22 protein-coding genes are annotated in these 23,713 nt (G+C 38.8%); 10 read left to right on the forward strand and 12 right to left on the reverse strand.

The annotated features are described in order from the left end of the window. Positions 1-19 precede the first annotated feature (19 nt). Complete coding sequence (gene uvrB / locus BFP77_RS09215; protein WP_099573746.1) at positions 20-2,011, forward strand: excinuclease ABC subunit UvrB; 1,992 nt, start codon at positions 20-22, stop codon at positions 2,009-2,011. Between the two features lie 136 nt (positions 2,012-2,147). Next, the gene (locus BFP77_RS09220; protein WP_099573747.1) at positions 2,148-3,668 is read left to right on the forward strand and encodes a M20/M25/M40 family metallo-hydrolase; all 1,521 of its coding nucleotides are present in this window, start codon (positions 2,148-2,150) and stop codon (positions 3,666-3,668) included. A gap of 101 nt (positions 3,669-3,769) precedes the next feature. On the opposite strand, the gene BFP77_RS09225 is transcribed toward BFP77_RS09220, so the two are convergent. Next, the gene (locus BFP77_RS09225; protein WP_099573748.1) at positions 3,770-4,195 is read right to left on the reverse strand and encodes an Hsp20/alpha crystallin family protein; all 426 of its coding nucleotides are present in this window, start codon (positions 4,193-4,195) and stop codon (positions 3,770-3,772) included. A 333-nt stretch (positions 4,196-4,528) separates the two neighbouring features. Here BFP77_RS09225 and BFP77_RS09230 point away from each other — a divergent pair, with 333 nt between their 5' ends. Further along, a complete protein-coding gene (locus BFP77_RS09230) occupies positions 4,529-5,662 on the forward strand; it encodes a DUF2254 domain-containing protein (protein ID WP_099573749.1) in 1,134 nt (377 codons plus the stop codon). On the opposite strand, the gene BFP77_RS09235 is transcribed toward BFP77_RS09230, so the two are convergent. Then, positions 5,659-6,060, reverse strand: a complete 402-nt coding sequence (locus BFP77_RS09235) for a hypothetical protein (RefSeq protein WP_099573789.1) — start codon at positions 6,058-6,060, stop codon at positions 5,659-5,661. The two genes, BFP77_RS09230 and BFP77_RS09235, sit on opposite strands and share 4 nt — an antisense overlap. Positions 6,061-6,274: 214 nt before the next feature. Here BFP77_RS09235 and BFP77_RS09240 point away from each other — a divergent pair, with 214 nt between their 5' ends. Then, the gene (locus BFP77_RS09240) at positions 6,275-6,640 is read left to right on the forward strand and encodes a DUF1456 family protein (RefSeq protein ID WP_099573750.1); all 366 of its coding nucleotides are present in this window, start codon (positions 6,275-6,277) and stop codon (positions 6,638-6,640) included. Positions 6,641-6,680: 40 nt separating this feature from the next. Here the strand turns inward: BFP77_RS09240 and BFP77_RS09245 are convergent, their stop codons facing one another. From BFP77_RS09245 to BFP77_RS09255, 3 genes are all read right to left on the reverse strand, one after another. Then, entirely contained in the window at positions 6,681-7,016 is a 336-nt protein-coding gene (locus BFP77_RS09245; RefSeq protein ID WP_099573751.1) for a hypothetical protein, read from the reverse strand. A gap of 420 nt (positions 7,017-7,436) precedes the next feature. Beyond that, positions 7,437-8,630, reverse strand: coding sequence for an ADP-forming succinate--CoA ligase subunit beta (gene sucC, locus BFP77_RS09250; protein WP_099573752.1), 1,194 nt, complete (start codon positions 8,628-8,630; stop codon positions 7,437-7,439). A 124-nt stretch (positions 8,631-8,754) separates the two neighbouring features. Then, a complete protein-coding gene (locus BFP77_RS09255) occupies positions 8,755-9,393 on the reverse strand; it encodes an LON peptidase substrate-binding domain-containing protein (protein ID WP_099573753.1) in 639 nt (212 codons plus the stop codon). Positions 9,394-9,574: 181 nt separating this feature from the next. On the opposite strand from BFP77_RS09255, the gene lysA reads away from it, so the two are divergent. Together lysA and BFP77_RS09265 are read left to right on the forward strand one after the other, a co-directional pair. Then, positions 9,575-10,813, forward strand: a complete 1,239-nt coding sequence (lysA, locus tag BFP77_RS09260) for a diaminopimelate decarboxylase (RefSeq protein WP_099573754.1) — start codon at positions 9,575-9,577, stop codon at positions 10,811-10,813. A gap of 60 nt (positions 10,814-10,873) precedes the next feature. After that, positions 10,874-11,407: a thioredoxin family protein gene (locus BFP77_RS09265; RefSeq protein WP_099573755.1), complete on the forward strand. Its 534-nt coding sequence runs from the start codon at positions 10,874-10,876 to the stop codon at positions 11,405-11,407. 82 nt (positions 11,408-11,489) lie between these two features. Here BFP77_RS09265 and guaB read toward each other — a convergent pair whose 3' ends face one another. After that, positions 11,490-12,962 (reverse strand): IMP dehydrogenase, encoded by a 1,473-nt coding sequence (gene guaB, locus BFP77_RS09270; protein WP_099573756.1) that lies wholly within the window; start codon positions 12,960-12,962, stop codon positions 11,490-11,492. Positions 12,963-13,061: 99 nt separating this feature from the next. On the opposite strand from guaB, the gene BFP77_RS09275 reads away from it, so the two are divergent. From BFP77_RS09275 to BFP77_RS09285, 3 genes are all read left to right on the forward strand, one after another. Next, positions 13,062-13,352, forward strand: a complete 291-nt coding sequence (locus BFP77_RS09275) for a hypothetical protein (RefSeq protein ID WP_143751888.1) — start codon at positions 13,062-13,064, stop codon at positions 13,350-13,352. Between the two features lie 137 nt (positions 13,353-13,489). Beyond that, a complete protein-coding gene (locus tag BFP77_RS09280) occupies positions 13,490-13,927 on the forward strand; it encodes a hypothetical protein (RefSeq protein WP_099573758.1) in 438 nt (145 codons plus the stop codon). Further along, positions 13,924-14,625, forward strand: a complete 702-nt coding sequence (locus BFP77_RS09285) for a helix-hairpin-helix domain-containing protein (RefSeq protein ID WP_143751889.1) — start codon at positions 13,924-13,926, stop codon at positions 14,623-14,625. The genes BFP77_RS09280 and BFP77_RS09285 overlap by 4 nt, the downstream gene beginning before the upstream one ends. Positions 14,626-14,686: 61 nt before the next feature. Here the strand turns inward: BFP77_RS09285 and BFP77_RS09290 are convergent, their stop codons facing one another. From BFP77_RS09290 to BFP77_RS09315, 5 genes are all read right to left on the reverse strand, one after another. Continuing rightward, a complete protein-coding gene (locus BFP77_RS09290) occupies positions 14,687-17,158 on the reverse strand; it encodes a TonB-dependent receptor domain-containing protein (RefSeq protein WP_099573760.1) in 2,472 nt (823 codons plus the stop codon). Then, positions 17,139-18,503, reverse strand: a complete 1,365-nt coding sequence (locus BFP77_RS09295) for an HTTM domain-containing protein (protein ID WP_099573761.1) — start codon at positions 18,501-18,503, stop codon at positions 17,139-17,141. Before BFP77_RS09295 ends, BFP77_RS09290 begins: the two co-directional genes overlap by 20 nt. Beyond that, positions 18,503-19,630 (reverse strand): imelysin family protein, encoded by a 1,128-nt coding sequence (locus BFP77_RS09300; RefSeq protein ID WP_099573762.1) that lies wholly within the window; start codon positions 19,628-19,630, stop codon positions 18,503-18,505. The genes BFP77_RS09295 and BFP77_RS09300 overlap by 1 nt, the downstream gene beginning before the upstream one ends. A 101-nt stretch (positions 19,631-19,731) precedes the next feature. Beyond that, positions 19,732-21,024, reverse strand: a complete 1,293-nt coding sequence (locus BFP77_RS09305) for a DUF4856 domain-containing protein (RefSeq protein ID WP_099573763.1) — start codon at positions 21,022-21,024, stop codon at positions 19,732-19,734. Positions 21,025-21,812: 788 nt separating this feature from the next. Further along, the gene (locus BFP77_RS09315) at positions 21,813-22,319 is read right to left on the reverse strand and encodes a ferritin (RefSeq protein WP_099573765.1); all 507 of its coding nucleotides are present in this window, start codon (positions 22,317-22,319) and stop codon (positions 21,813-21,815) included. Between the two features lie 173 nt (positions 22,320-22,492). Here BFP77_RS09315 and BFP77_RS09320 point away from each other — a divergent pair, with 173 nt between their 5' ends. Continuing rightward, on the forward strand, positions 22,493-22,849 hold the full coding sequence (locus tag BFP77_RS09320) for a hypothetical protein (RefSeq protein WP_099573766.1): 357 nt from the start codon (positions 22,493-22,495) through the stop codon (positions 22,847-22,849). Here BFP77_RS09320 and BFP77_RS09325 read toward each other — a convergent pair. Beyond that, positions 22,846-23,712 carry a hydroxymethylglutaryl-CoA lyase gene (locus BFP77_RS09325; RefSeq protein WP_099573767.1) on the reverse strand — a complete coding sequence of 289 codons (867 nt, stop codon included), beginning with the start codon at positions 23,710-23,712 and terminating at the stop codon, positions 22,846-22,848. The two genes, BFP77_RS09320 and BFP77_RS09325, sit on opposite strands and share 4 nt — an antisense overlap. Between the last annotated feature and the right edge of the window lies 1 nt (position 23,713).

Raw genomic sequence — 23,713 nt, forward strand, 5'->3', positions numbered from 1 at the left:
CGTTTTGTATTTTTAAAAGATGAAATTCAATGTTGTCTCAGAGTTCAAGCCCACTGGTGATCAGCCCAATGCTATCAATGAATTAAGCACAGGACTTGATCAGCAAGAAAAATATCAAACCTTACTAGGTGTAACCGGTTCCGGTAAAACGTTCACGATTGCAAATGTCATCAAGGAAGTTCAAAAACCTACGTTGGTGCTTGCCCATAATAAAACGCTTGCAGCCCAGTTATATTCAGAGTTCAAGCAATTTTTTCCTGACAATGCGGTAGAGTATTTTGTGTCCTATTACGACTATTACCAACCTGAGGCATACATACCTACGAGCGGTGTGTACATTGAAAAAGACCTTTCTATTAATGAGGATATAGAAAAACTGAGGCTAAGTGCAACCTCGTCCTTACTATCAGGTAGACGGGATGTTATTGTAATTGCTTCCGTATCCTGCTTATACGGAATAGGAAACCCGGTGGAATTTCAAAAGAATGTGATTGCCATTAAAAAGGACCAAGTAATCGCACGAACAAAATTTTTACATCAGTTAGTGCAAAGTCTGTATTCCAGGACAACAGCGGACTTCAGAAATGGAAATTTTAGGGTAAAGGGAGATGTGGTGGATGTTTTCCCCAGTTACGCCGACCATGCTTTCCGTATACATTTTTTTGGTGATGAAATTGAGGAAATTGAAGCCTTTGACCCTTTCAACAACAACGTGATAGAGGTTTATGAGAACTTGACCATTTATCCGGCGAACATGTTCGTAACCTCACAAGATGTGTTACAGAATGCCATACACAATATTCAGGACGACCTCGTCAAACAGATAGATTATTTCCGGGAAATAGGAAAACCGCTAGAGGCAAAACGGCTTGAAGAGCGTACCAATTTTGATTTAGAAATGATAAGGGAACTTGGGTACTGCTCCGGAATCGAGAATTATTCAAGATATCTGGACGGAAGAGAACCGGGAACAAGGCCCTTTTGCCTTATTGATTACTTTCCTGATGACTACTTAATGGTCATAGACGAGAGCCATGTCACCATTCCACAGGTACACGCCATGTACGGGGGAGACCGCTCAAGAAAGGAAAATTTAGTGGAATACGGCTTTAGACTTCCAGCGGCAATGGATAATAGACCATTAAAGTTTGAAGAATTTGAAGCCTTGCAAAACCAAGTAATCTACGTAAGCGCCACTCCGGCAGATTATGAACTGCAATTAAGCCAAGGTGTGTACGTAGAACAGGTAATACGCCCAACGGGATTATTAGACCCAATAATAGAAGTAAGGCCAAGCTTAAATCAAATAGATGATCTTATTGAGGAGATCCAACAACGTGTCGAAAAAGACGAACGCACTCTTGTAACTACCTTGACAAAACGGATGGCGGAGGAGTTGGCAAAATACATGGATAGAATAAATATTCGATGTAGATATATTCATAGCGATGTGGATACTTTAGAACGCGTTGAAATTATGCAAGATCTAAGGAAAGGTATTTTTGATGTGCTCATCGGAGTAAATCTTTTAAGGGAAGGTTTAGACCTTCCAGAGGTTTCTTTAGTAGCAATTTTGGATGCGGATAAAGAAGGGTTTTTACGTAGTAATAGATCGCTTACACAAACTGTTGGAAGAGCTGCAAGAAACCTGAACGGAATGGCAATTATGTATGCCGATAAAATTACGGAAAGTATGCAAAAAACAATTGACGAAACGAATTACCGACGTCAAAAACAGATAGATTATAATACTAAAAATAATATTGTGCCAAAGGCATTAAAGAAAAACCTGGACAGTGTCCTAGCCAAAAATTCGGTCTCTACGTATCACTTTGAAAAGGAGGAATTGAGAGCGGCCGAGCCAGACCTGGAGTACCTAACAAAAGAGCAGATAGATAAGCTTATCAGGGACAAAAGAAAGGCTATGGAAAAAGCCGCAAAGGAGTTGGACTTTATGCAGGCGGCAAAGTTGAGGGATGAAATAAAAGTGTTACAAGAACAGGAAAATTGACCATTTTACTCTTGAAAAGCCCAATTTTTAAAAAATCGTACTAAAACTTTAGGTAAATTTATTTAAAATACTGGAATTTAATTATTTACTTAATTTTTTAGACAAGTCTAAAATCAGATAAAATGCTCTAATAAAGATGAAAATTGCTAGAATAACTCTTTTTTCTTACTGTCTATTGTTCTCACAATATTGCAGCTCTCAACAACTTAGTGCAGACAAAATAGAGAAATTTGCAGCGGACAAATTAGTGGAAACTATATCCAATTTACGATATTTTTTAAGACTACAAAACGACGGTAATTTCCCCGAACAAATAGCGCAAAACAAACAGTGGTGCGACAGTGTTTTCACAGCACTAAAGTTTAAAACTACGACTATAAAAACGGCAGGGGCTCCCCTACTCTTTGCTGAAAAGAAATTTCATAAAAATGCAAAAAGTATTTTATTCTATTTGCAAATTGACGGACAACCAGTAGACACAACGGCATGGCATCAAGACAATCCTTTTGAGCCGGTTTTGAAAGAAAAAAAAGAGCAAGGTTGGACCAAGATAGGCTTCGAAAACATCCATAAAAAAGTGGACCCGAAATGGCGTATTTTTGCGCGCTCCGCATCGGACTCTAAAGGACCCGCAATTGCTCTCATTTCCGCCCTCCAAATTCTACAATCAAAAAAGATTGAACCGGAATTCAACATAAAAGTGATCATGGATTTTCAGGAAGAACTTGGTTCTCCAGACCTTCCAAAAGCAGTTGAAGAAAATAGAGATTTATTACAGTCCGAAATGTTATTTATCATGGACGGGACCAGACACCTTTCCAATCTTCCGACACTTACATTCGGAGCTCGGGGAATAGCTACGGCAACGATTACGGTTTTTGGACCTAAGTACGGTTTACATAGTGGGCAATATGGAAATTTTGCGCCTAACCCCGTATTTGAAGCTTCAAAATTAATCGGAGGCCTTAAGGATGAGAAAGGACGTGTTACCATTCCTAACTTCTACGAAGGTGTTACACTAAGTGATACGGATAAATATCGCTTAGGATTAATCCCCGAAAATATAGATAGTATCAAACAGAACCTTGGGATTACTGAGCAGGATGCTGTGGGAGACACGTACCAAGAAGCGTTACAATATCCGTCTCTGAACGTTAGGGGCCTTAAAGCTGGGTGGACAGGCAAGGAAGTCCGCACTATTATCCCATCAGAGGTAGTAATCGAAATAGATATGCGATTGGTGCCCGAAACTAGCGGAAAAAGACAAATGAGTTTGTTAAAAAACTACATTCTGGAAAAGGGATACCATATCGTAGATTCCATTCCGACTTTAGAAGAACGAAGATTACATCCCAAATTGGCCTCATTTTCATATAGACTGGGCTCTCTTCCGTTTAGAACGGAAATGGATAGCCCCATTGGTATATTTCTCAACAAGGCGATGTACAAAGTTTTTGGTAAAAACGTGGTTAACATGAGAACCACCGGAGGCTCCCAGCCCATGGCCCCTTTTATAAGAACACTCAACGTACCTGCAGTATCCATAAGAATTCCTAATCCGGACAACAGCATCCATGGACCAAATGAAAATCTTCGTTTGGGCAATCTCAAAGAAGGAATTATATCCTGTTTGGCAATTCTTACGGAACGTTTATGAAACAAAAAAGCACCTTGATCTCTCAAAGTGCTTTTCCAAACTAACCAACTAAACCAACTATCATGGTCCCTAAACTATCAGGACCATAATTTCATTATTCCTTAAGATAAAGCTATTAGACGCTTTGGCTTAGGTAAAGCCTCTTCCCTTTTTGGAAGAACAAAATTCAATATTCCGTTCTCGTAACTAGCCTCGATTTTCTCCGTATTTACCGTATCCGGTAAGGTAAACGCTCTTTTAAAGGAAGTAAAGCTGAACTCGCGTCTCGTATAATTCTCCTCAACGCTTTCGTTCTCTTTTTTAACTTCCGCCGAAATGGACAATACATTATCGTCTATCTCAATGTTAAAGTCTTCCTTGTTGCGCCCAGGAACAGCCAGGGCCAATTCATAATTTGTCTCATTGTCCGTGATATTCACTGCGGGAACAGTAGATCTATGATTTTCCATACCTCCGAACCAATCTGGGCTAAAAATTTCATTCATTAATGAAGGAAAAGCCATATCATTTCTTTTTATAATACTCATAACTTAATTTTTAATGGATTAAACATCTTAATTGATTTCTGTAGGACAAATGCTATACCATTACACAAAAACTGACTTTATGTCGCTTTACCCGTCTAAATTAATGTCATTTTGTCTTTTTTTAATTCAGATATTTATTTTTTTGATTGAGTACAGTTTTGATTTGTACTTTATTAAATTCATCAGAACTGCAAAAAAATGAATAGACTTAAAAAATTCTTTCAAACCATTAAAGGCAAGATTGCCTTTTACCCCAGCCTAATCTCCTTGTTCGGTATACTACTAGCATTTGTCATGATCTATCTTAAGCAATAGCAAATTTTTGCTTATTAGATGAAGATAGCTCCTAGCTTGGTCATTAATAATTTAGATACGGCCCAAATACTATTAAGCACTTTGATCAGTGGTCTCATATCCTTAGTGATTTTTAGCTTTTCTATGGTGATGGTGCTTCTAAACCAAGCCTCCAGCAACTTTTCTCCAAGAGTACTGCCGGAAATTATATCCAACCAAAAACATCAAGTTGTACTCGGGATATATATGGCAACGATACTTTACATGATTTTTATTCTAGTCTCCATAGAGCCTACCGGAAGCGCGTATCAGACCCCAGGATTCGCTGTTCTCATAGGAATTATATTGACAGTCGTATGTCTTGGCTCGTTCATCTATTTCATCCATCATATTTCACAATCAATACAAGTAGGAAACATCCTTACCTCCATACATGAAAGAACCAAGAATACAATTCTAAAAACCATTAAGGAACAAAATGCAGTATCGGCAGATTTTAATGGAAGAGATAATTATACCGACGTTAAAATAAATAAAACGGGCTATTTCTATGGTGTTCTAGAAAATGAACTCCTCGAAATCTGCAAAGAACATAATACTAAGGTCATAGTACATATTTTCAAAGGACAATTTATAGTGAGTGGCACGAACAGCTTTCTGACCGAAACGCCAGTTACCCCTGAGGTAAGAGAAAAAATAATGAACACCTTATTATTCAATAATGAAGAACTCGTAGGCGAGAATGACGTTTATGGATTTAGGCAAATATCCGAAATAGGTATCAAGGCCATGTCACCGGGAATCAATGATCCTGGAACGGCGCTGAGCAGTATTGATTGCTTAACCTCTTTATTTGTCTCATACATGGACAAAAGAGAGCGGTATTACTTGACAGACGATAACGGTAAAAATAGGGTCGAGATAAAGAATATCAAGTTTTCGGAAATTTTGTACAACGTAATGACCAGTTACAGAATTTACTGCAAGCATGACACATTGGTTATGAAAAAATTATTGGACATGTTAAATACTTTGGCCACAATAGCACCTAACTCCCTACTAAGGGAAGCTATCCATTTAGAGATAGCGCAACTCAAATTAGTTATCAATACGCATATAGATAATGAACGGGATGTATCTAAAATAGAAACGGATTTTGTATCCTGGTCCTAATTATAATGAGCTTTAAAAATATTGATGAGCACTTCTGGAGGAACCATCTTATTAGGATATTTATGCATTATGGATAGCACTTGCTCTATCGCCGAAGGAGGCAATCCCATAAGCAGACCAATATTATGAAGGCGTTTTAATTCCACAAGATCTACTATATCATCCACATTCATAAGAAGTATAAGTCGATGAAACTGAACCAATCTATCTGCCTGTGTCTTTGGGACGATATGCTCGGCTTCTTTTTTGAACAGGCCATCGAACACTTTTTTACTTATTTCCAATTGTTGGGCGACATTAAAAAGAAAATCGTATTCCGATTGCTTTATAGTATTATCTACCCTTGCAAAAGCAATCATTTCCGAAAGTATACTTAATTTCTCTTTTTTACCGTTCATTTCTTCAAGCAACTGGTTTTTAATTAAATAACCTAGGACAGCATTACTAGGAAAGTCCACATTTATTTCAACGCAAGCGTCTGTATATCATAAATCGCCTAAGCGAGTAAAGCACTATATAGATAACTAAAAAAAAGAACTTATAGTATCAAAGCATTTCTGTAGGGGCGTTATTAAATGTATTTATAATAACTTGCGGAAAAAAATCTGGCACATGACCAATAATGACATTTTTAAAAAATTAAGGGTAGCATTAAAACTAAGGGACGACGACATCGTAGATATTTTAACCCTGGTCGATTTTAAAATGTCTAAAAGCGAACTCGGCGCATTTTTTAGAAAAGAAGACCATCCCAATTACATGGAATGTGGAGACCAAGTTTTACGTAACTTTCTGAATGGACTGGTTATATATCTGAGAGGAACAAAAGACGACCCGAAAATACCTGGAGAGGTACTACTTGGGACAAAAGTACCCAAACCAGAGAAAGCACACGACAATAGAATTAAAACACAACAAAGAAAGAAGATGGAGCGGGCCATTTCTCCCGTGAAATATAAGAACAAAAAAAAATCCTAATGCTTTAAAGCATCAGGATTTTTTAGCTATATTCAACTAATTATGCCGAAATACGTACTGGTATGGTATATAATTTTCCTTCCTCAATAGTAGAAATGTCCACTTTTTTATAGTTTAATCTACTTTTAACAAACCCTTCTAATCTGGTATATTCCGTATCTACAGAAAGTACCACAATTTCTCCCTCACTATTTAAAGTAAATCTCACCTGTGCGGTTAAATCATTTTCTTTCTCAGAAAAAGAATTATCCGATAACATTTTACTAATCTGTGTGGAAAGACTTTTGGTAGGTTTTACTCCTTCGGTATCATTAGCTAAAACATTACCGGTTGCTAATAGCATTGCAGCTACAAAAACTAAACTTAATTTTCTCATGACTTGTTGTTTTTATCTCTTTATGATTTTAGAGATTGATTAATAATTGATGATGAATTACTAAAAAGACGTTCCAAAAATGAGAATGTTACAGCAAAATTAATTTTTAACATTTTTTTATTCAATACTCCCACGCAAAGAAAACGTGCGGGATTACATAGGAAACACATCTAAACGACCTGTAAATATGACACTTACAGTTATTTTATAGAACTTAAAATTGAGTAAAGACGAGTTTTCACAGTGGGAAGAAAATAATTGAACTTTCCTTGTTTAACATTTATACGACTAAGAAATATGCTGAAAAGAATGGCAGTTATTTTCGTCATCGAGCCACTCCAACATCACACGTTAAACAAAAAAAGAGGGGAAAATGCTTTATTGCCATTTTCCCCTCCAAAATAATACGCCTAATAGTTTTTAAGCTAATACTTCTTTTACTTTATCCGCAGCTTCCTGAAATTGCACTGCAGAGTGTACCGCCAATCCAGAATTATCTATAATCTCTTTTGCTATTTCAGCATTTGTTCCCTGTAGTCTAACGATAATAGGAACGTTTATGGCATCTCCCATGTTCTTGTACGCTTCAACAATACCGTTCGCAACGCGATCACAACGAACGATACCTCCAAAAATATTCACTAAAATTGCTTTAACACCATCATCCTTTAATATAATCCTGAAAGCCTCTTCCACTCTTTTTGCATCGGCAGTACCCCCGACATCCAAGAAGTTTGCTGGGTCACCGCCCGCCATCTTGATCAAGTCCATCGTTGCCATAGCTAAACCAGCACCGTTAACCATACAGCCAACATTACCGTCTAAATCTACATAATTGAGTCCAAGAGCTCCAGCCTCTACCTCTATGGCATTCTCTTCTCTTAAATCCCGCATTTCCGCGTATTGCTTTCTACGGTATAAAGCATTATCGTCGATAGATACTTTAGCATCTACTGCCATTATCTTGTCGTCAGAAGTCTTCAGAACAGGATTAATCTCAAACATGCTCGAATCGCTTTCCACATATGCCTTATATAAAGAAGCAACAAACTTTGTCATTTCTTTGAATGCAGTCCCGGAAAGTCCCAAGTTAAAAGCTATTTTTCTTGCCTGAAATCCCAAGAGTCCGGTGGAAGGGTCTATTTCTTCCGTAAAAATAAGATGTGGCGTTTTATCGGCCACCTCTTCTATATCCATACCCCCTTCAGTAGAGTACATGATCATGTTTCTGCCCGTCCCACGATTTAAAAGTACCGACATGTAAAATTCACTCGTTTCACTATCGCCAGGATAGTATACGTCTTCTGCAACTAAAACTTGGTGTACTTTTTTACCCTCGGCAGATGTCTGAGGAGTAATCAGGTTCATACCAATGATACTTCCTGCTATTTCTTGTACCTCTTTAAGGTTTTTGGCAAGCTTTACACCACCACCTTTTCCACGACCACCGGCGTGTACTTGCGCTTTAATAACATGCCATCCTGTGCCTGTCTCGGCAGTTAATTGTTTAGCGGCATCTACAGCTTCTTTTGCGTTATGCGCAACGATTCCGCGCTGTATGCGCACACCAAAACTTGCAAGTATCTCTTTACCCTGATATTCGTGAAGATTCATATATTAACGTGGTTTTATTTGTTATACAAAAATAGGGAAGACACGGTAATTATAGAAAATAATAGCGAACTAATTGAGCGGAGGAAATTAATAGTGTATTGTTAAGATTAAATCATCTATAAAACTATACTTCAATATCCTTGAAATCAAGCGGGTCAAAATTTTTAAAATGCCCGTTCAACTCTATAGTTCTTCTGGTACGCTCCACTTCGGTAAGTACGGTAATGGTAGCCATTAAATGGGCTTTTAAGAAACCTAAACGCTCCGTTTCCTTGGACATTTGTAGTAATTGGTACTCCTGCTCAAAGGAAAGCCCAATCTTATGGGCTAGCGTAAAACTATTAAAGATATTTACATCAATTTGCGTAAAGGGAACTTCCATTATATCGTAAAGTTCCTGAATGTGCTCTATCACTTTAAGCTTATCGTCTTTCTCCGCCTCATAATCATATTCGTAAAATTCTACCTCCCCCCCAGCATATAACTTATCGTCCATTTGATTATCGAATGTCAATACTTTGAAAACTTGGCGCGCTACACCAACAACATCCATTTCTCCTCCATTGTACGTGGTAACGACCTCAACTAACTGCACCTCGGTACCATATTCCATTTTCCCGTTTATGTAAACCGGTATTCCAAAAGTGATGGCCTCATCCCTACAGTCCTGAATTAACTGTTTGTAACGAGGTTCAAAAATATGCAGCGGTACGGTCTCCCCTGGAAAAAATATAGATTGTAAAGGAAATAATGGTATTCTCATTAAAGATGGTATAAAATTAAAGTAACTTTCTTGATGAAAGTACAAATCCGCTCAACTTGGAACAAGAAAAGCTTTAGAAATAATTGTTGCAATTATAACATTTTGTTGTTTTTATCAATTTTTGAACATTTTTTTTGTGAGTATACCTTCAGTGACCTAGATTTGTCAAAAACCCTTACGCATGAAAAATTCGGACCTACTTCAAATTGCCGAAACCTACGGAGATCCTGTTTATGTATATGATTCCGCAAAAATCATCTCACAGTTCAAAAGGTTGACCAAAGCATTCAGCTCGGTTAAAAATCTGAAATTAAATTACGCTGCAAAAGCGCTTTCTAATATTTCTATTCTTAAACTGATGAACAGTTTAGGTAGCGGTTTGGATACCGTTTCCATTCAAGAAGTACAATTAGGTCTTTTGGCCGGTTTTAAACCAGAAGCAATCATATTCACGCCTAACGGGGTCTCTTTAGAAGAGATTGAAGAGGCTGCAAAATTAGGGGTTCGTATAAATATCGATAACCTCTCCATTCTAGAACAGTTTGGAAGCAAGCATCCTGATATTCCTGTGTGTATTCGAATTAACCCACATGTTATGGCTGGGGGTAACTCCAATATATCCGTTGGCCATATAGATTCTAAGTTCGGAATAAGTATTCATCAAATTCCACATCTATTACGAATCGTAGAATTAACCCAGATGAACATCAACGGAATACACATGCATACGGGTAGTGATATACTTGATATTGACGTCTTCCTGTACGCATCGGAAATCCTATTTGAAACTGCAAAGAATTTTAAAAAATTAGACTTTATTGATTTTGGAAGTGGGTTTAAAGTGCCTTATAAGGACGGTGATATTGAAACCAATGTAGAAGAATTGGGCAAAAAACTAAGCAAACGCTTTAATGAATTTTGCAAAGAGTACGGAAAGGAACTGACTTTAGCTTTTGAACCTGGTAAATTTTTAGTGAGTGAAGCAGGATTCTTTCTTGCCAAAGTAAATGTGGTAAAGCAAACCACTTCTACGGTCTTCGCTAGTATCGATTCCGGTTTTAACCATCTCATTCGGCCCATGCTTTATGGAGCTTCTCATTCAATCATAAACATATCCAATGAAAAAGGAAGGGAACGCTATTATTCTGTGGTAGGCTATATATGCGAAACGGATACTTTTGCGAGCAATAGACGTATCAACGAAATATCCGAAGGTGACATTCTATGCTTTAAGAATGCAGGAGCGTACTGTTTTACGATGGCTAGTAACTACAATTCCAGGTTTAGACCGCCAGAGGTGCTCTGGCATAACGGACAAGCCATTCTCATTAGGGAAAGGGAAACTTTTAATGACCTCATCAATAACCAAGTGGACGTAAAAGACCTTTTTGATGTTAAGGAACCTGCCAAAGTAAAATAAAGCTTTTAAAAAATCGTTAGTTTTGGTATAGTTGTAGGACTAATTGCTCAAAAATATACGATGATAAAACATAAGGCTTCCTATAAAAATTACGTCATACTTTTAGTCATTGCGCTCAGCACAAATTTTGCTGCTGCCCAAGAGGTACAATGGTTAAGTTGGGACGAGGCTGCAGCACTTGCCGCAACTGATAAAAATCCTAAAAAAGTATTTATCGATGTCTACACGGATTGGTGCGGATGGTGCAAAAAAATGGATAAGGATACTTTTCAAAATCCAGAAGTTGCGGAATACATGTCCAAGAACTATTATATGGTAAAATTGGACGGCGAAGGTAAAGAGCCCATAGAGTTCAAGGGAAAAATCTATAAATTTGTTCCTTCTGGAAGAAAAGGATATCACGAGTTTGCTGCAACATTAATGCAGGGCCGGTTAAGTTATCCTACCACAATATTCTTGGATGAGGAATTGAATATGCTTTCTCCCGTACCGGGCTATCAAAAACCGGAACCTTTTCTGAACATTGCAAAATACTTTGGAGAAAATATCTACAAGAACAAAGATTGGAAAACCTACGCTGCCGAAGGCAAATAGTCTTCCATGTGATATAATATTATAATGAAAAAGCCGAGTGTTCCTACTCGGCTTCTTTATATACTTAACTAAAAAAGCTTTTTTATCTACTGTAATTAGGAGATTCCTTAGTAATGGTGACATCGTGTGGATGGCTCTCATTAATACCACTTGCCGTAATTTTTACAAACCTTCCATTTTCCTTTAGGTCGTCCACATCTTTGGCGCCACAATAGCCCATTCCTGCCCGCAGACCGCCCACAAACTGATGTATACTCTCGAACAAATCTCCTTTGTAAGGAACCCTGCCGACAATACCTTCCGGGACTAACTTCTTAATGTCATCTTCAACATCCTGAAAATATCGGTCTTTACTTCCTTGCTTCATAGCTTCAACAGAACCCATTCCTCGGTACGACTTAAATTTTCTGCCCTCATAAATGATAGTTTCTCCGGGAGATTCTTTAGTTCCTGCTAAGAGAGAACCTAACATTACCGTATCGGCGCCAGCGGCGATCGCCTTTGGAATATCGCCTGTATAACGAATACCGCCATCTGCAATTACGGGAACCCCTGAACCTTTAATGGCCGCAGCGACCTCTAAAACTGCAGAGAACTGTGGAAAACCGACTCCTGCAACAACCCTTGTTGTACAAATGGAACCTGGACCAATACCTACCTTTACGGCATCGGCACCCGCCTCCACCAAGTATTTAGCGGCTTCACCCGTTGCAATATTTCCAACAATGACATCAAGGTCCGGAAAGCGTTCCTTGACCTCCTTTAAGACGGAAATCACTCCTTTGGTATGACCGTGGGCCGTATCTATTACAACCGCATCGACCCCAGCATTGACCAAAGCTTCTGCCCTATCCACGGCATCGCCGGTAACTCCTAAAGCGGCAGCCACTCTTAAACGTCCGTACTTGTCCTTGTTGGCATTGGGTTTCTGCGTAAGTTTCGTAATATCCCTAAAAGTGATGAGACCGACCAACTTATTGTCCTTATCTACAACAGGAAGTTTCTCTATCTTATGGTCCTGTAAAATATCCTCTGCCTCAGAGAGTGAGGTTCCTTCTGCGGCAGTGACCAAATTTTCAGATGTCATCACCTCAGCAATAGGCCTTTCGTTGTTTTTCTCAAAACGTAAATCCCTATTGGTGACGATACCGATCAATTTTCCTTCTGCATCCACTATGGGAATACCACCGATACTATGCTCTTTCATATGGGCCTTGGCATCACTTACCTTAGAATTCAAAGGCATCGTAACAGGGTCCAAAATCATTCCGCTTTCCGCCCGCTTTACTTTTCTGACCTTTATCGCCTGTTGTTCTATGGTCATATTTTTATGTAATACACCAATACCGCCCTCTTGGGCAATGGCAATAGCCATGCTGGATTCGGTAACCGTATCCATAGCCGCGGAAACGATGGGAACATTAATGGTAATGTTGCGTGTAAATTTTGATTTTATACTGACTTCCCTAGGAAGCACTTCAGAATATGCCGGGACCAAGAGTACGTCATCATAAGTTAGACCTTCTCCGAGAATTTTGTTTAGGTGAGCTTCCATTGCAATTAAGGATTTAATTGCGTGCAAAGATACTCTTTTTACTTCAAGAAATGAGAAAACCAGGTATTAGAAGTCCAATATGTTGTTAATAGGGATGCCTTGCATAGGTTCATTAGATGCGCCGTAGTTGGCATGGTCCGTAAAAATGAAGACTACAAGTATCGTTCTAGCCAAAGAAAATTCTTGAACCAAGGAATAGGAAGTAAAATGAATACAACAATGAAAGCCATTAAGACGATATATATTCCTTTGGTTAAAGAGGTAAACGTTTATCTAGCAAAAGTTCAAAAGCTCAACATTAAACCAATAAAGCTAGGTGTTATGCTTGTAGTAGCTATCCATAGTACACACTGCACCATCCTTATAGCAACTGATACTAACGGTCATTAAAAGCAATATGTCCTAAGTAATAACAATTGTCTCTAAGTAATGGGAAAAGAAAACTCATTTGAACTTGCAAACATTATTTAGAATTCATCTAAATAATTTTCATAACCCATTATTCATCCTTAATTTTGCCAAAGGCAATGAAGACACAAAAGGATACATTTGAACAGCAGCAACAAAAACAGCTCATTTTTGCTACGTTCGTTTTCATGCTATTGGGTGTTGGTTTGGAATTATATCTCCTAAGTCATTATGAAGACACGCTACAAAGAATACCCCTATTTTGTATTGGCAGTGCCATTTTGGTCCTTATCATACTACTATTTAAAAGGTCTTCTTTTGTAATAACCTTGTTCAAAGTTATTTTGGGTTGTACGGCACTAAGCGGTATCTATGGCTCCTTTCTGCATTTAAGGGCCAACTATGAGTTTGAAATGGAAATGAAGCCTAATGCCCGTGATTGGGATTTATTTATAGAAAGTTTATCAGGTGCCCTACCCACCCTTGCCCCTGGAAGCATGATAGTATTAGCATTAATCGGTTATTCATATATATTACTACTAAAACAAAAACAATGAGACATTTTTTAAAATTGACATGCAGTTTAACACTATTGGCCATTATGGTTTTGGCATGCAAAGAAGATAAAAAAGACAAAAGCACCGAAGCCGCAACTGCGGAACAAGAAGCATCGGCCACTGAAGAAGTTCAGGAAATTACAAAATCGGAAATGACAACCGTGTTAAATGCCAATTTGGCTACGGAGGAAGATTTGAAAGCTATTGGCATATCCGACGAAATGGTTGAAAAGATTGTAAAAGGTAGACCGTTTCTCACCATGACGGATTTTAACAGTTTGCTGGGTAGCGAAGTAAATACCTCCGAATTGTACAAAAAAATATTCGTGCCCTTCAATTTAAATACTACTGCGGAGGCCGATTTTAAGATGATTCCCGGTGTTGGTGACCGTATGGCACATGAGTTCGAGGAATATAGACCTTATGTATCCTTAGCTCAATTTAGACGTGAAATAGGTAAATATGTTGATGAAACGGAGGTGGCTCGTTATGAAAATTATGTATTTGTTCCTATTGAGTTGAACACGGCATCGGAAGAAATGATCTTAGCCCTTCCAGGTGTCGGAAAACGTATGGCTCATGAGTTCGAGGAATACAGACCCTATAAGAACATGGCACAGTTTAGAAAAGAAATCGACAAATATGTTGATGATAAGGAATTGGCCAGGCTGGAACGTTTTGTTTACTTAAAGCAATAACAAACACTACAATAACAACCATAATTTTAAAAGCCCCAATTTTGGGGCTTTTTTATTTACATTACAGCTTTAGTTGCAAGGTGGTATAAAAGGTTCGTGGTTCCGAAGGAATTATTCCAGGTCCCGGGTATCCCGTAGCCCTGCGTGTAAAATAGCTATTGTTCAATACGTTGTTGATTCCTGCCTCTAGCTTCCATTTTTTGTAACTGTAAGACAAGGAAAGGTCTAATATATCGTATGCGGGAATTTCTCCCTCGATACCACGTTGATTGTCGTTAGTATCCTGTAGTGCATTGGTCGCGTCCGTAAATTGATTGGACAAGTAGGTGTATTGCAAACTGCCCAATAGATTACCAAATCCAAAATTCAATCCCGTTTTCAGGTTGACATTCGGGATAAACTCTACTTGATTACCTTCTACATTGGTTTCTTCTGAGGATAGATATTCGGAATTGGTCAAGGCCAAATTCAAGAAATAATTCAGTTTTAACTTCTCTTTAGATGGTAAGAACGTTTCCTTTAAACTCCAGTTGGCAAAACCTTCCAATCCGTACATAAAAGCGGTTCCTATATTACCGCGGAAACGAACGATACGTCCAGTTTCTACCTCTTCACCGGCAGCATTGGTCCTGGTTTCACTTTTCAATACCTCTCCCAACCTGTTATCGTACAACAACCCGAATGCACTCAAATCATAAGACAGAGCATCTTTTATTCTACCTCGCAGTCCTAAATCAGCCGTAAAACCATCTTCATCCCCAATATTTTCATCTACCTGAAAAGAAGGGTTCACCACCCTAATGTCACTAAAGGTTACCGACCGGTAGTTTTGTGAAAAATTTCCGTATAACTCCGTAGTTGGAGTAACCTTATACGTAGCGCCTAGTCCCAATAGGAGAAATGTTCTATCGAATATTCTATTATCGTCAATCTCTTCGTTCAATAGTGGGTTACCTGCCAAATCCAAAACAACGTTCCTAAAGCTACCAATACTTTCCGTTTTTATATGTTCTAACCTAAATCCAGGCGTTAGCGTAAACTTTGGGGTGATATTAAAAATGTTCTCCCCGAAAAAGGCTAGATTAAAATTGGGGAAATCAAATTGAGATTGCCGTTCGTAATTGGGGAAGGCGTCATCGGCAAAATTAAAATCGGCATTGGAAGCATTTGTTCCAGGTCCCTGTCTTTGATTATTATCCGTCTTATAGATTTTTGAACCAAGTAGCAAGGCTGACTCCGTACCGCCTAGTTTATATCTCGTAAGTACCCGTGCCTCTGCACCCCAATTTTGAAAATTATCAATCAATAATTCCCTTGGTTCCTCAGGATCATCTGGCTGGGAAACACGGTTGGTCCTAAAACCTAGTGCACTCCTTGAAGCATCCAATCCAAAGATGTTCAAACTAAAATCCGTCTTATTAGAAAACTTGTGATCTAAACGCAGGGAATATAATTTCCAATCTACATCAAACCAGTTTCTGTCCCTATTGCTAAAGGTTGGATCTGCGATAAATTGAGCATCCGTTAAGCCTCCTGGTTGTTTGGCCAGATAATTCAGGAAAGTGGTTTCTAGGGTGAGCTTGGTCCTATCCGTAAGTTGGTATCCTATATGTGCAAAATAGTTTCTACTGTTATAATCGGAGTTTGGTCTAAACCCATTTCCTTCCTTATAATTAAAGTAGGTGTAATAGCTAAGTTTACCCACCGTACCGCTTAGACTATTGAAACTGGTCCTAAGGTTATAGGAACCCAAGGTTTGCCTACTTACCCATTCTATTTTTTTGGTAGTACTTGGTTTTTTGAATTTAAAGTTCACCAAACCACCGAACTGGGTACCGTATTGTAAGGATGCGGCACCTCTAACCACTTGAATTTCTTCCAGAGCTTCCGCGGGTGGCGTATAGTAACTTTCTGGGTAGCCTAGAACGTCGGCACTAATGTCGTAACCATTTTGTCTCGTATTGAAATTTGCGGTTCTGTTGGGGTCCAACCCCCTACCACCAATGTTCAGTTGAAGACCGGCATCGCCATTATCGTAAATATTAAGACCTACTACCTGACTGTAAATCTGTCGAGGATTGTTGGCCGCTAGATTTCCGGTAATGCCATCAAGCAGCACTACTTCGCTCTTTTTACCCGCATAGATTGCAGTACCTTCTACCTTTTTAAGTTGTTTTAAAGCAAAAACCTGTTCTCGCTTCTGTGTGAGCACTACTTCAGAAAGATTTTCCGCCTGCAGTCTTTGTAATGTGATATCCAGGGAAAAAGGCTTATCAAAAGTCAATTCTTTTTCCAATACTTCATATTCATAGGCAAAAACTACAATAGAATACTTACCACCGGGTATATCTTCAAACGTAAAAACTCCATTAGCATCGGTCATTTCCAAACGTTCCAATTCACGCAAATATACCTCCACATCTGGAAGTGGTTTACCTTCCTCGTTCGTGATACTTCCTGATATGCTTAGTTGACCCCATACCGGGAAAGTCAATAACAATAGCAGTAATCCACTAAATTCCTTTAATCTCATCCTTAAATGGTATAATCCAATCTTTATGGGCAAAAGAAGCCTTCTCCTTGGTTAAATCCCTATCAGGATCTATATATCTTGTACTTAATCTACCGTTTAAACTTACTTGACAGTCCGCATAGACAGCCACTTGCTTATGACCGTCCTCTTCAAAATGCTCCTTTAACATGTGTGCGTATTCTAAAATGAAATCTGGTTGAAATGCCATTTGCTTTTCCTGAAATGGTGTTAAAAAGTCTGAATTATTTACGTAAAACCATCTATTGGTCTCAGCATCGACCACTTTAAACTGGGCATACCCGGATTTCTCCATGAGCATTACCCTCCACGAAAACCGATACCCTTCTTCCGTCCAAAATAATTCTCCCGGATATAATAGGTAGCGAAAAGGAACTGTTAACTGAAGTATAAAAAAAACAACTACGACCGAATACTTTAAGGAAGCCGACCCCATGGAATTTTCTCTGAAGACCTTCTGATTGTTAAACCGAGAAGTATTGAATCTGAGTAGGCGCCCGATATAAGCAATTATCTTGTGATGAAGGCCATTATCAAAAAAGATAAGTGTAGCAATAATCATAATATACGGGAACATTCCTATAGGGAAAAGTACGCGTGTAAGTACATGAAAAACTACTACCAAAATGAAAGCATAGGGGCGTGTTCTTTTTGACAATAACAAAAATGGAATAGCCAAATCATAGATTGCTCCCGTCCAGCTAAAAGCGTATTGTACCCATTCTTCACTCAACAAATCACCGATCAATGGAATATGGAACTTAGACGGAAGCCAAATTTTCAAGGGCATAGCTTTGAATAACCAATCGGAGTTCAATTTTGCCAAACCTGCGTATACATAGACAATTCCCAGTAATAGTTTTATACTGTTTATGGTCCAAGCGGGAATGTATTGAAAGGCTTTTTTAGGATTTCTTGCTGCGTCAACTGAAAAGTATGCCTGTGCAGGAAGAAAAATCATTAAAAAACTTAGGATACTTATAAAATAATAATGATTTAGGTAAGTGGTCTTATCCATAAGCTCAATGTAGGTAAAGCTTAAAAAGAAAACGATAATAGATATTCTGTACCGATAACCTAATGCCACAAAAAATGCCGAAATCCCACAAATTGCGAAAAGCAAATACGTATAATCACCGATGGGTTTTACCCACTCAAAACCATAATAGGAAAAAAATAACTTGGGCTGTATGTACAATTTATCAATCCACCCGTAGCTCCAGAACCTAATAATGCTTATAAGCATCATTAAACCGAATAAAATACGAAAGACCGCCAAAGGGGCGGCCTCCGTAGGAGCTTTTATATGTTTAGCTTCAAAGGTCATTAGTCGCCATCGGCATCAACAAAATCGATACTTATACTCATGGACGAAACCATATCTACCTTTAATAAGGGCACCGCTCTTTGTACCTCGTCGTAAGCCAAGAGCATATTGGTAGGTGGCGTATTATTTTCAATTTCGGTCCTAAAGGGAGCTAAGTTACTTACCATGTTCCTTGCCGTATTGAACTGATTGTTGATAAGCGCTTTCAAATCTTCACCATCCTTCACCGTATTGAGGACATCTAAATAGGAAGCCAAACTTTCCCCTGAAGCGCTGGAACCATAATGCTTACCGTTAAAGAAATCCTGTACAGCGCTTAATCCTTCTAAAAACAGGGTATTGGCGATTTCCTGTTCGTAGTAGCCTTCAACATTTTCAGGCAATGGACTGCCTGAAAAAACACCCAAGGGAATACCCATTTTACCTGCTCTGAGGAATTTTTCGTAGTAAAATATGTAATCGTTGACCATACGGTCTACGGATGCCGTAGCCGAAGCACCATCATTAGCCACAAAAGTATCCCTATAACCCGATTTCCATTCCGCAAGAACACCACTGGAAAGTAAGGTCATGTCGTTAAGGATGTCCTCCATATAGGAGAGGAGGGCATCTTTGTCCGCGGTATTGAACTTGGCCACGATAGCGGCATCAGTAGTATCTAAACCGTTGATCAGGTAATCTAGCGCCGGAAAACCTTTAGCATCTCTATTGGAAGATAATGAAAGGTCATATGCTCCTGATGCAACGTGGGCATCAATCTTTTCCGGGTCCGTAGGATAGATATTAAGATTTAATCGTAGTCCAACCGTTTCGGCCGGTCCTATTTCAAACATGGAAACACGTTGCCATGTTTTGTAGGCCGTTAACCATGCCGCACGCAAATCTGTAAGATTGGCTTCACTGGACGCTGCCTTGAATAATTCAAAAGATGCATTTAAGGCGACCATGTCCGCATTAAACGCTTCGTAAGACGGAATAATAATGTTATCCGCCCAGTTCACCAACATGGCACTCCTTTCAAAATTTACCTCAGCACCTGGGTTTATAACAGGTTCTTCTCCCTCATTATCGGTAGAACAGGCCCAAACCAGGCATAGAAAAAATGCAATTCCAAAAATCCTCTTCATAGCTTATTTTTATTTATTCTAATTAAAAGCGAAAATAAAAAAAGCAACTCATTCTAGATAAGGAAAGAGTCACTTTTTTTATCAACATAACACAACTCAAACTATTCTGCAGCTTGTTCTAAAGTAAACTCAAATCTATCGGCAATGGCCGCTGCTAGACTATCCAAGGTAGCTAGTTCTACGTCCCAAAGTCCGTTTGCGCCGTCATCCAACAAATCGACTAAAAAGGCATCTACCTCAGATTTAGTAAAATAAGGCTCATTGGAACTTGGTTTTCTTGTAAACTGAAGGCTGTAAATAAATCCGTAACCTTCGGATAAATCATGAAAAGCTGTTCCGTATGCCGGGCTCTCCTGATCCAATGACACTTTAGCTTGTTGCAAGTAGTAGACAGCTCTAATCCCAATTACTTCAGAAATTTTCTTTCTTAGAATTGCTGCCTGCTCATCCCTTACATCGTATTGTTTAGCAACGATAGCGGCTCTTCCCAACTTAAATGCTTGGAAAATTTCATCCGCTATACCGGCGAAGTCATCATCGCCTTCTACCCTACCAATATATTTATTTAAAAAACTATCCGCACCTAAATCAGCATTTGGATTTGCAGCATCCGCATTTAAACCATAAGCATAACCATAAGCCTCATCCCACTTATGCTCCATGTTGGTATAGGTCTTACCCTCAGCAGGTGTACCGTTATCGTTATCAGCTATATTTTCGCCGGCATCCAGAACGGCTGGACTTAAATAATTATTCAATAATTGGTCAGCGGTTAATGCGCCGATTAAACCTTTTGTCCATAGTTGGTCGTATTCCAATCCTTTTTCATTTACATAACGTGTGGATGCTCCATCGGGTAGTTGGCCCACCATTCCAGCAGATGCCGCTACGTTCCAATTTGGAAAGACCTCCTCCGCCTGAGCTGTCAACCACTGGTCAAAATCTGCACGTATCAAAGCCTGGTCGGTGGCATTAGAGGAGAAGAAATCTGCGGATGCAGCCGTTTTACTTCTCATATTTTTATCGGAAGCATTTAATTCTGCATCTTCAAAATTCATATCACCCATTGCATGCGCGTACATGGCCAATAATTCATCCGCCGTCATCATGGGGTTCTTTAATGCACTTACAATTTCATCTCCCATCTTCAGCCTAGTAGTCTGACCAGAGAAACTGACCGTACTCTCACCGTTTCTAGAAAATAGATAGGTGGCAGGGTTTTCAATCGCAGTTTCGCAAGGTGCGCAGGAACCGCCACAATCAATACCGGTTTCATCACCGTTCATTACTCCATCAGAGCAAGTTGCGCCTATGTCTCCACCATTATCATCCGACTCGCATGAGGTCAATAGTAATCCTCCAACTATAGCTACTGCAAATACAATTCTTTTCATTATTAGGTTTTTAAGTTTATTTAGACTTGTTTTAAATAGAGTAACAAATCTAAAACCTAAAATGACAACGGGCAAGATTATTTGTATTAAATCTAAATAAAATTAAAAATTTAACACTTGGACTATGGTATGAATTAAAATAGGACTCCTCCGGAGTCCTATTTTAATTCAATGATGTTTGGAATTTTATGCAGTAATGTTTTGAGGAGCCCAATGGTTGCAAGACATCCCAGGTGCAGCTTTTTGAGGGTTGGCGCAGTCGCTTGCTTCAAAGCGAACGCAACTCACGCAGTTCTGCTCCGTTTTTAATGCTGCCTTCATTTCAAAACTGTCACAAGTGTAACTGTTACCCACTTGCACACCATGTTTTTTGCAGGTATTACCTTCAACTAAATTTTCACAATTGACACAACTATTTCCTAATCTTATAGACATAACGTTTTTTTATTTATTATACTATAAAACTACGTGAGAAACCAGTTAGAACCAATACAAATAACTGATATCCAATAATATCTATTTAGATTATATTAAAATAAAAGAAATTATTGCTTTTAGATTTTGGGGCAGCGTTTGCAGTTACTCTTCCCCTTTTTTTTATACTTTTTACAGCACTTCTTTTTCTTACCCACAGCAGTACAATCGCCGCAATTAGGGTCAATAACCAAACAAGGAGTCATAAAAAATGCTGTCTTCATTATTTTTATTAAATCTAAATAATAACAAAGCTACTAAAAAAAGACTTCCAATTGGAAGTCTTTTTTGAAAACTTTTATAGACACTGTTAGCTATTCCTCAGCATCTACCGATAGGGCTATGGCATTGATATCCCTGTCAAACATATAATGCCCGGATTTATCGTCTCCGATGATGTTCAGCTTATCCAGAAGTGTCCTGGCTACGGCTTCCTCCTCGAGTTGTTCCGTAACATACCACTGCATAAAATTATGGACATTGTAGTCTTTCTTATTTAAACATTCGAAGATTACGTGATTAATTTGCTCAGTTACGAACATTTCACTCTTTAAGAAATCGGCAAATAATTCATTCAGGGATTCAAAGCTTTCTTTGGGTTTTTCTAAAGCCGGTACTATTACCTTTCCACTACGTTCATTTACAAATTTTACCAATTTAGTCATGTGAACACGCTCTTCCTCCGATTGCTTGTAAAAGAATTCTGCAATTCCGTTGTATCCTTGAGCATCCGCCCATGAAGCCATGGCCAAGTAGTGCATTGATGCGTTTGCCTCATATTTAATCTGGTCGTTTAACAGTGCTTCTATAGTCTTGTTCATCCTTATCGCTTTTTACAAATTTAATGAGCTTTTATTGGGTTTTATTCAATTATGACTTTTTTTTCCAATGGATTATCTCTTTAATCCCCATATACAAGAATATCAAATTATTTTTAATCATTCTAAATAAGAATAGTATTTTTGACAAGTAATATAAATTTTACCCACGCAAGATGACAGATGTAAACCTCTTATATGTCAACTCATTTGGAATAGCTTTCGTATGGCCTACCGCACCGAATTATACAACGAAGAAAATTCAATTGGTCTTTAGAGATACTGGTTTAATGCTGAGCAAAGAGGAATTATGGCAGTTTCTAAAGAATATTCAGCACGCCAAACGCTCCAGTTCGCCATGCGCCGATTGCAGCGCAAAGCACTCTTGTAAGGCATTATTGGTAGACTCGCCCTTTACACAAGTATCCTTTGCCATGAACGTAGAGGAGCTAAAAGCTATGAATGACTTGGTAAAAGGCACCTTATTTCACCTAGATTTGGAAAATTTACTCGATGATTTATTTAGAAATTAATGGTAGGCACCGAATAACTCGGAAGCCTTGTTATAGGCAGCTTCAAAAGCCAGCCAATTCACCCCTGTGCTTGCTTTCTCGGCGGTAAAATACGATAATATTTTTTCGGTTGGCATATTACCTGTAAGCTCGTCCTTAGCCATTGGACAACCACCAAATCCTTGAACGGCACCATCAAATCGTCGGCAACCGGCTTTATAGGCAGCATTGACCTTCTCGTGCCATTTTGTGGGGGTCGTGTGTAAGTGAGCTCCAAATTCTATATTTGGATATTTCGGGATGAGATTGGAGAAAAGATAAGTAATGGTCTCAGGATCCGATGTACCTACGGTGTCCGACAACGATAAGATCTTAGCGCCCATACTCGCCATTTTTTCTGTCCATTCTCCAACAATATCCACATTCCATGGGTCTCCATAGGGATTTCCGAAACCCATGGATATATAAGTTACTACTTCCTTATTGGCGGCGTCCGCAATATTGAAAATTTCTTCTAGCGTAACGACAGATTCGGCTACTGTCTTGTGAGTATTTCGCATCTGAAAGTTTTCCGAAATAGAAAATGGAAACCCTAGGTATTGTATTTCCGGATGTAAAGCAGCTGCCTTTGCCCCTCTAACATTCGCTACTATGGCCAGCAACTTGCTTGTAGTTCTCGATAAATCTAGCTTTGCCAGGACCTCAGCCGTATCTACCATTTGCGGAATGGCCTTTGGCGAAACAAAACTTCCAAAGTCTATGGTATCAAAACCACAGCTAAGCAAAGATTGGATGTACCTCACTTTCTCATGCACAGGTATAAAATCCTTTATGCCTTGCATTGCATCCCTAGGACATTCAATAATCTTTACCTTTTCGGACATA

It is taken from the genome of Maribacter sp. 4U21, from assembly GCF_002742365.1.
Taxonomy (GTDB): Bacteria; Bacteroidota; Bacteroidia; order Flavobacteriales; family Flavobacteriaceae; genus Maribacter.

What these genes read in the sequence shown, in the direction of transcription:
- BFP77_RS09240 (WP_099573750.1), top strand. Translation starts at nt 6,275, where the DNA reads ATGACCAATAATGACATTTTTAAAAAATTAAGGGTAGCATTAAAACTA.
- BFP77_RS09295 (WP_099573761.1), bottom strand. Translation starts at nt 18,503, where the DNA reads ATGACCTTTGAAGCTAAACATATAAAAGCTCCTACGGAGGCCGCCCCT.
- BFP77_RS09225 (WP_099573748.1), bottom strand. Translation starts at nt 4,195, where the DNA reads ATGAGTATTATAAAAAGAAATGATATGGCTTTTCCTTCATTAATGAAT.
- guaB (WP_099573756.1), bottom strand. Translation starts at nt 12,962, where the DNA reads ATGGAAGCTCACCTAAACAAAATTCTCGGAGAAGGTCTAACTTATGAT.
- BFP77_RS09265 (WP_099573755.1), top strand. Translation starts at nt 10,874, where the DNA reads ATGATAAAACATAAGGCTTCCTATAAAAATTACGTCATACTTTTAGTC.
- uvrB (WP_099573746.1), top strand. Translation starts at nt 20, where the DNA reads ATGAAATTCAATGTTGTCTCAGAGTTCAAGCCCACTGGTGATCAGCCC.
- BFP77_RS09290 (WP_099573760.1), bottom strand. Translation starts at nt 17,158, where the DNA reads ATGAGATTAAAGGAATTTAGTGGATTACTGCTATTGTTATTGACTTTC.
- BFP77_RS09220 (WP_099573747.1), top strand. Translation starts at nt 2,148, where the DNA reads ATGAAAATTGCTAGAATAACTCTTTTTTCTTACTGTCTATTGTTCTCA.
- BFP77_RS09315 (WP_099573765.1), bottom strand. Translation starts at nt 22,319, where the DNA reads ATGAACAAGACTATAGAAGCACTGTTAAACGACCAGATTAAATATGAG.
- BFP77_RS09285 (WP_143751889.1), top strand. Translation starts at nt 13,924, where the DNA reads ATGAGACATTTTTTAAAATTGACATGCAGTTTAACACTATTGGCCATT.
- lysA (WP_099573754.1), top strand. Translation starts at nt 9,575, where the DNA reads ATGAAAAATTCGGACCTACTTCAAATTGCCGAAACCTACGGAGATCCT.
- BFP77_RS09245 (WP_099573751.1), bottom strand. Translation starts at nt 7,016, where the DNA reads ATGAGAAAATTAAGTTTAGTTTTTGTAGCTGCAATGCTATTAGCAACC.
- BFP77_RS09305 (WP_099573763.1), bottom strand. Translation starts at nt 21,024, where the DNA reads ATGAAAAGAATTGTATTTGCAGTAGCTATAGTTGGAGGATTACTATTG.
- BFP77_RS09280 (WP_099573758.1), top strand. Translation starts at nt 13,490, where the DNA reads ATGAAGACACAAAAGGATACATTTGAACAGCAGCAACAAAAACAGCTC.
- sucC (WP_099573752.1), bottom strand. Translation starts at nt 8,630, where the DNA reads ATGAATCTTCACGAATATCAGGGTAAAGAGATACTTGCAAGTTTTGGT.
- BFP77_RS09320 (WP_099573766.1), top strand. Translation starts at nt 22,493, where the DNA reads ATGACAGATGTAAACCTCTTATATGTCAACTCATTTGGAATAGCTTTC.
- BFP77_RS09325 (WP_099573767.1), bottom strand. Translation starts at nt 23,712, where the DNA reads ATGTCCGAAAAGGTAAAGATTATTGAATGTCCTAGGGATGCAATGCAA.
- BFP77_RS09300 (WP_099573762.1), bottom strand. Translation starts at nt 19,630, where the DNA reads ATGAAGAGGATTTTTGGAATTGCATTTTTTCTATGCCTGGTTTGGGCC.
- BFP77_RS09235 (WP_099573789.1), bottom strand. Translation starts at nt 6,060, where the DNA reads ATGAACGGTAAAAAAGAGAAATTAAGTATACTTTCGGAAATGATTGCT.
- BFP77_RS09230 (WP_099573749.1), top strand. Translation starts at nt 4,529, where the DNA reads ATGAAGATAGCTCCTAGCTTGGTCATTAATAATTTAGATACGGCCCAA.
- BFP77_RS09255 (WP_099573753.1), bottom strand. Translation starts at nt 9,393, where the DNA reads ATGAGAATACCATTATTTCCTTTACAATCTATATTTTTTCCAGGGGAG.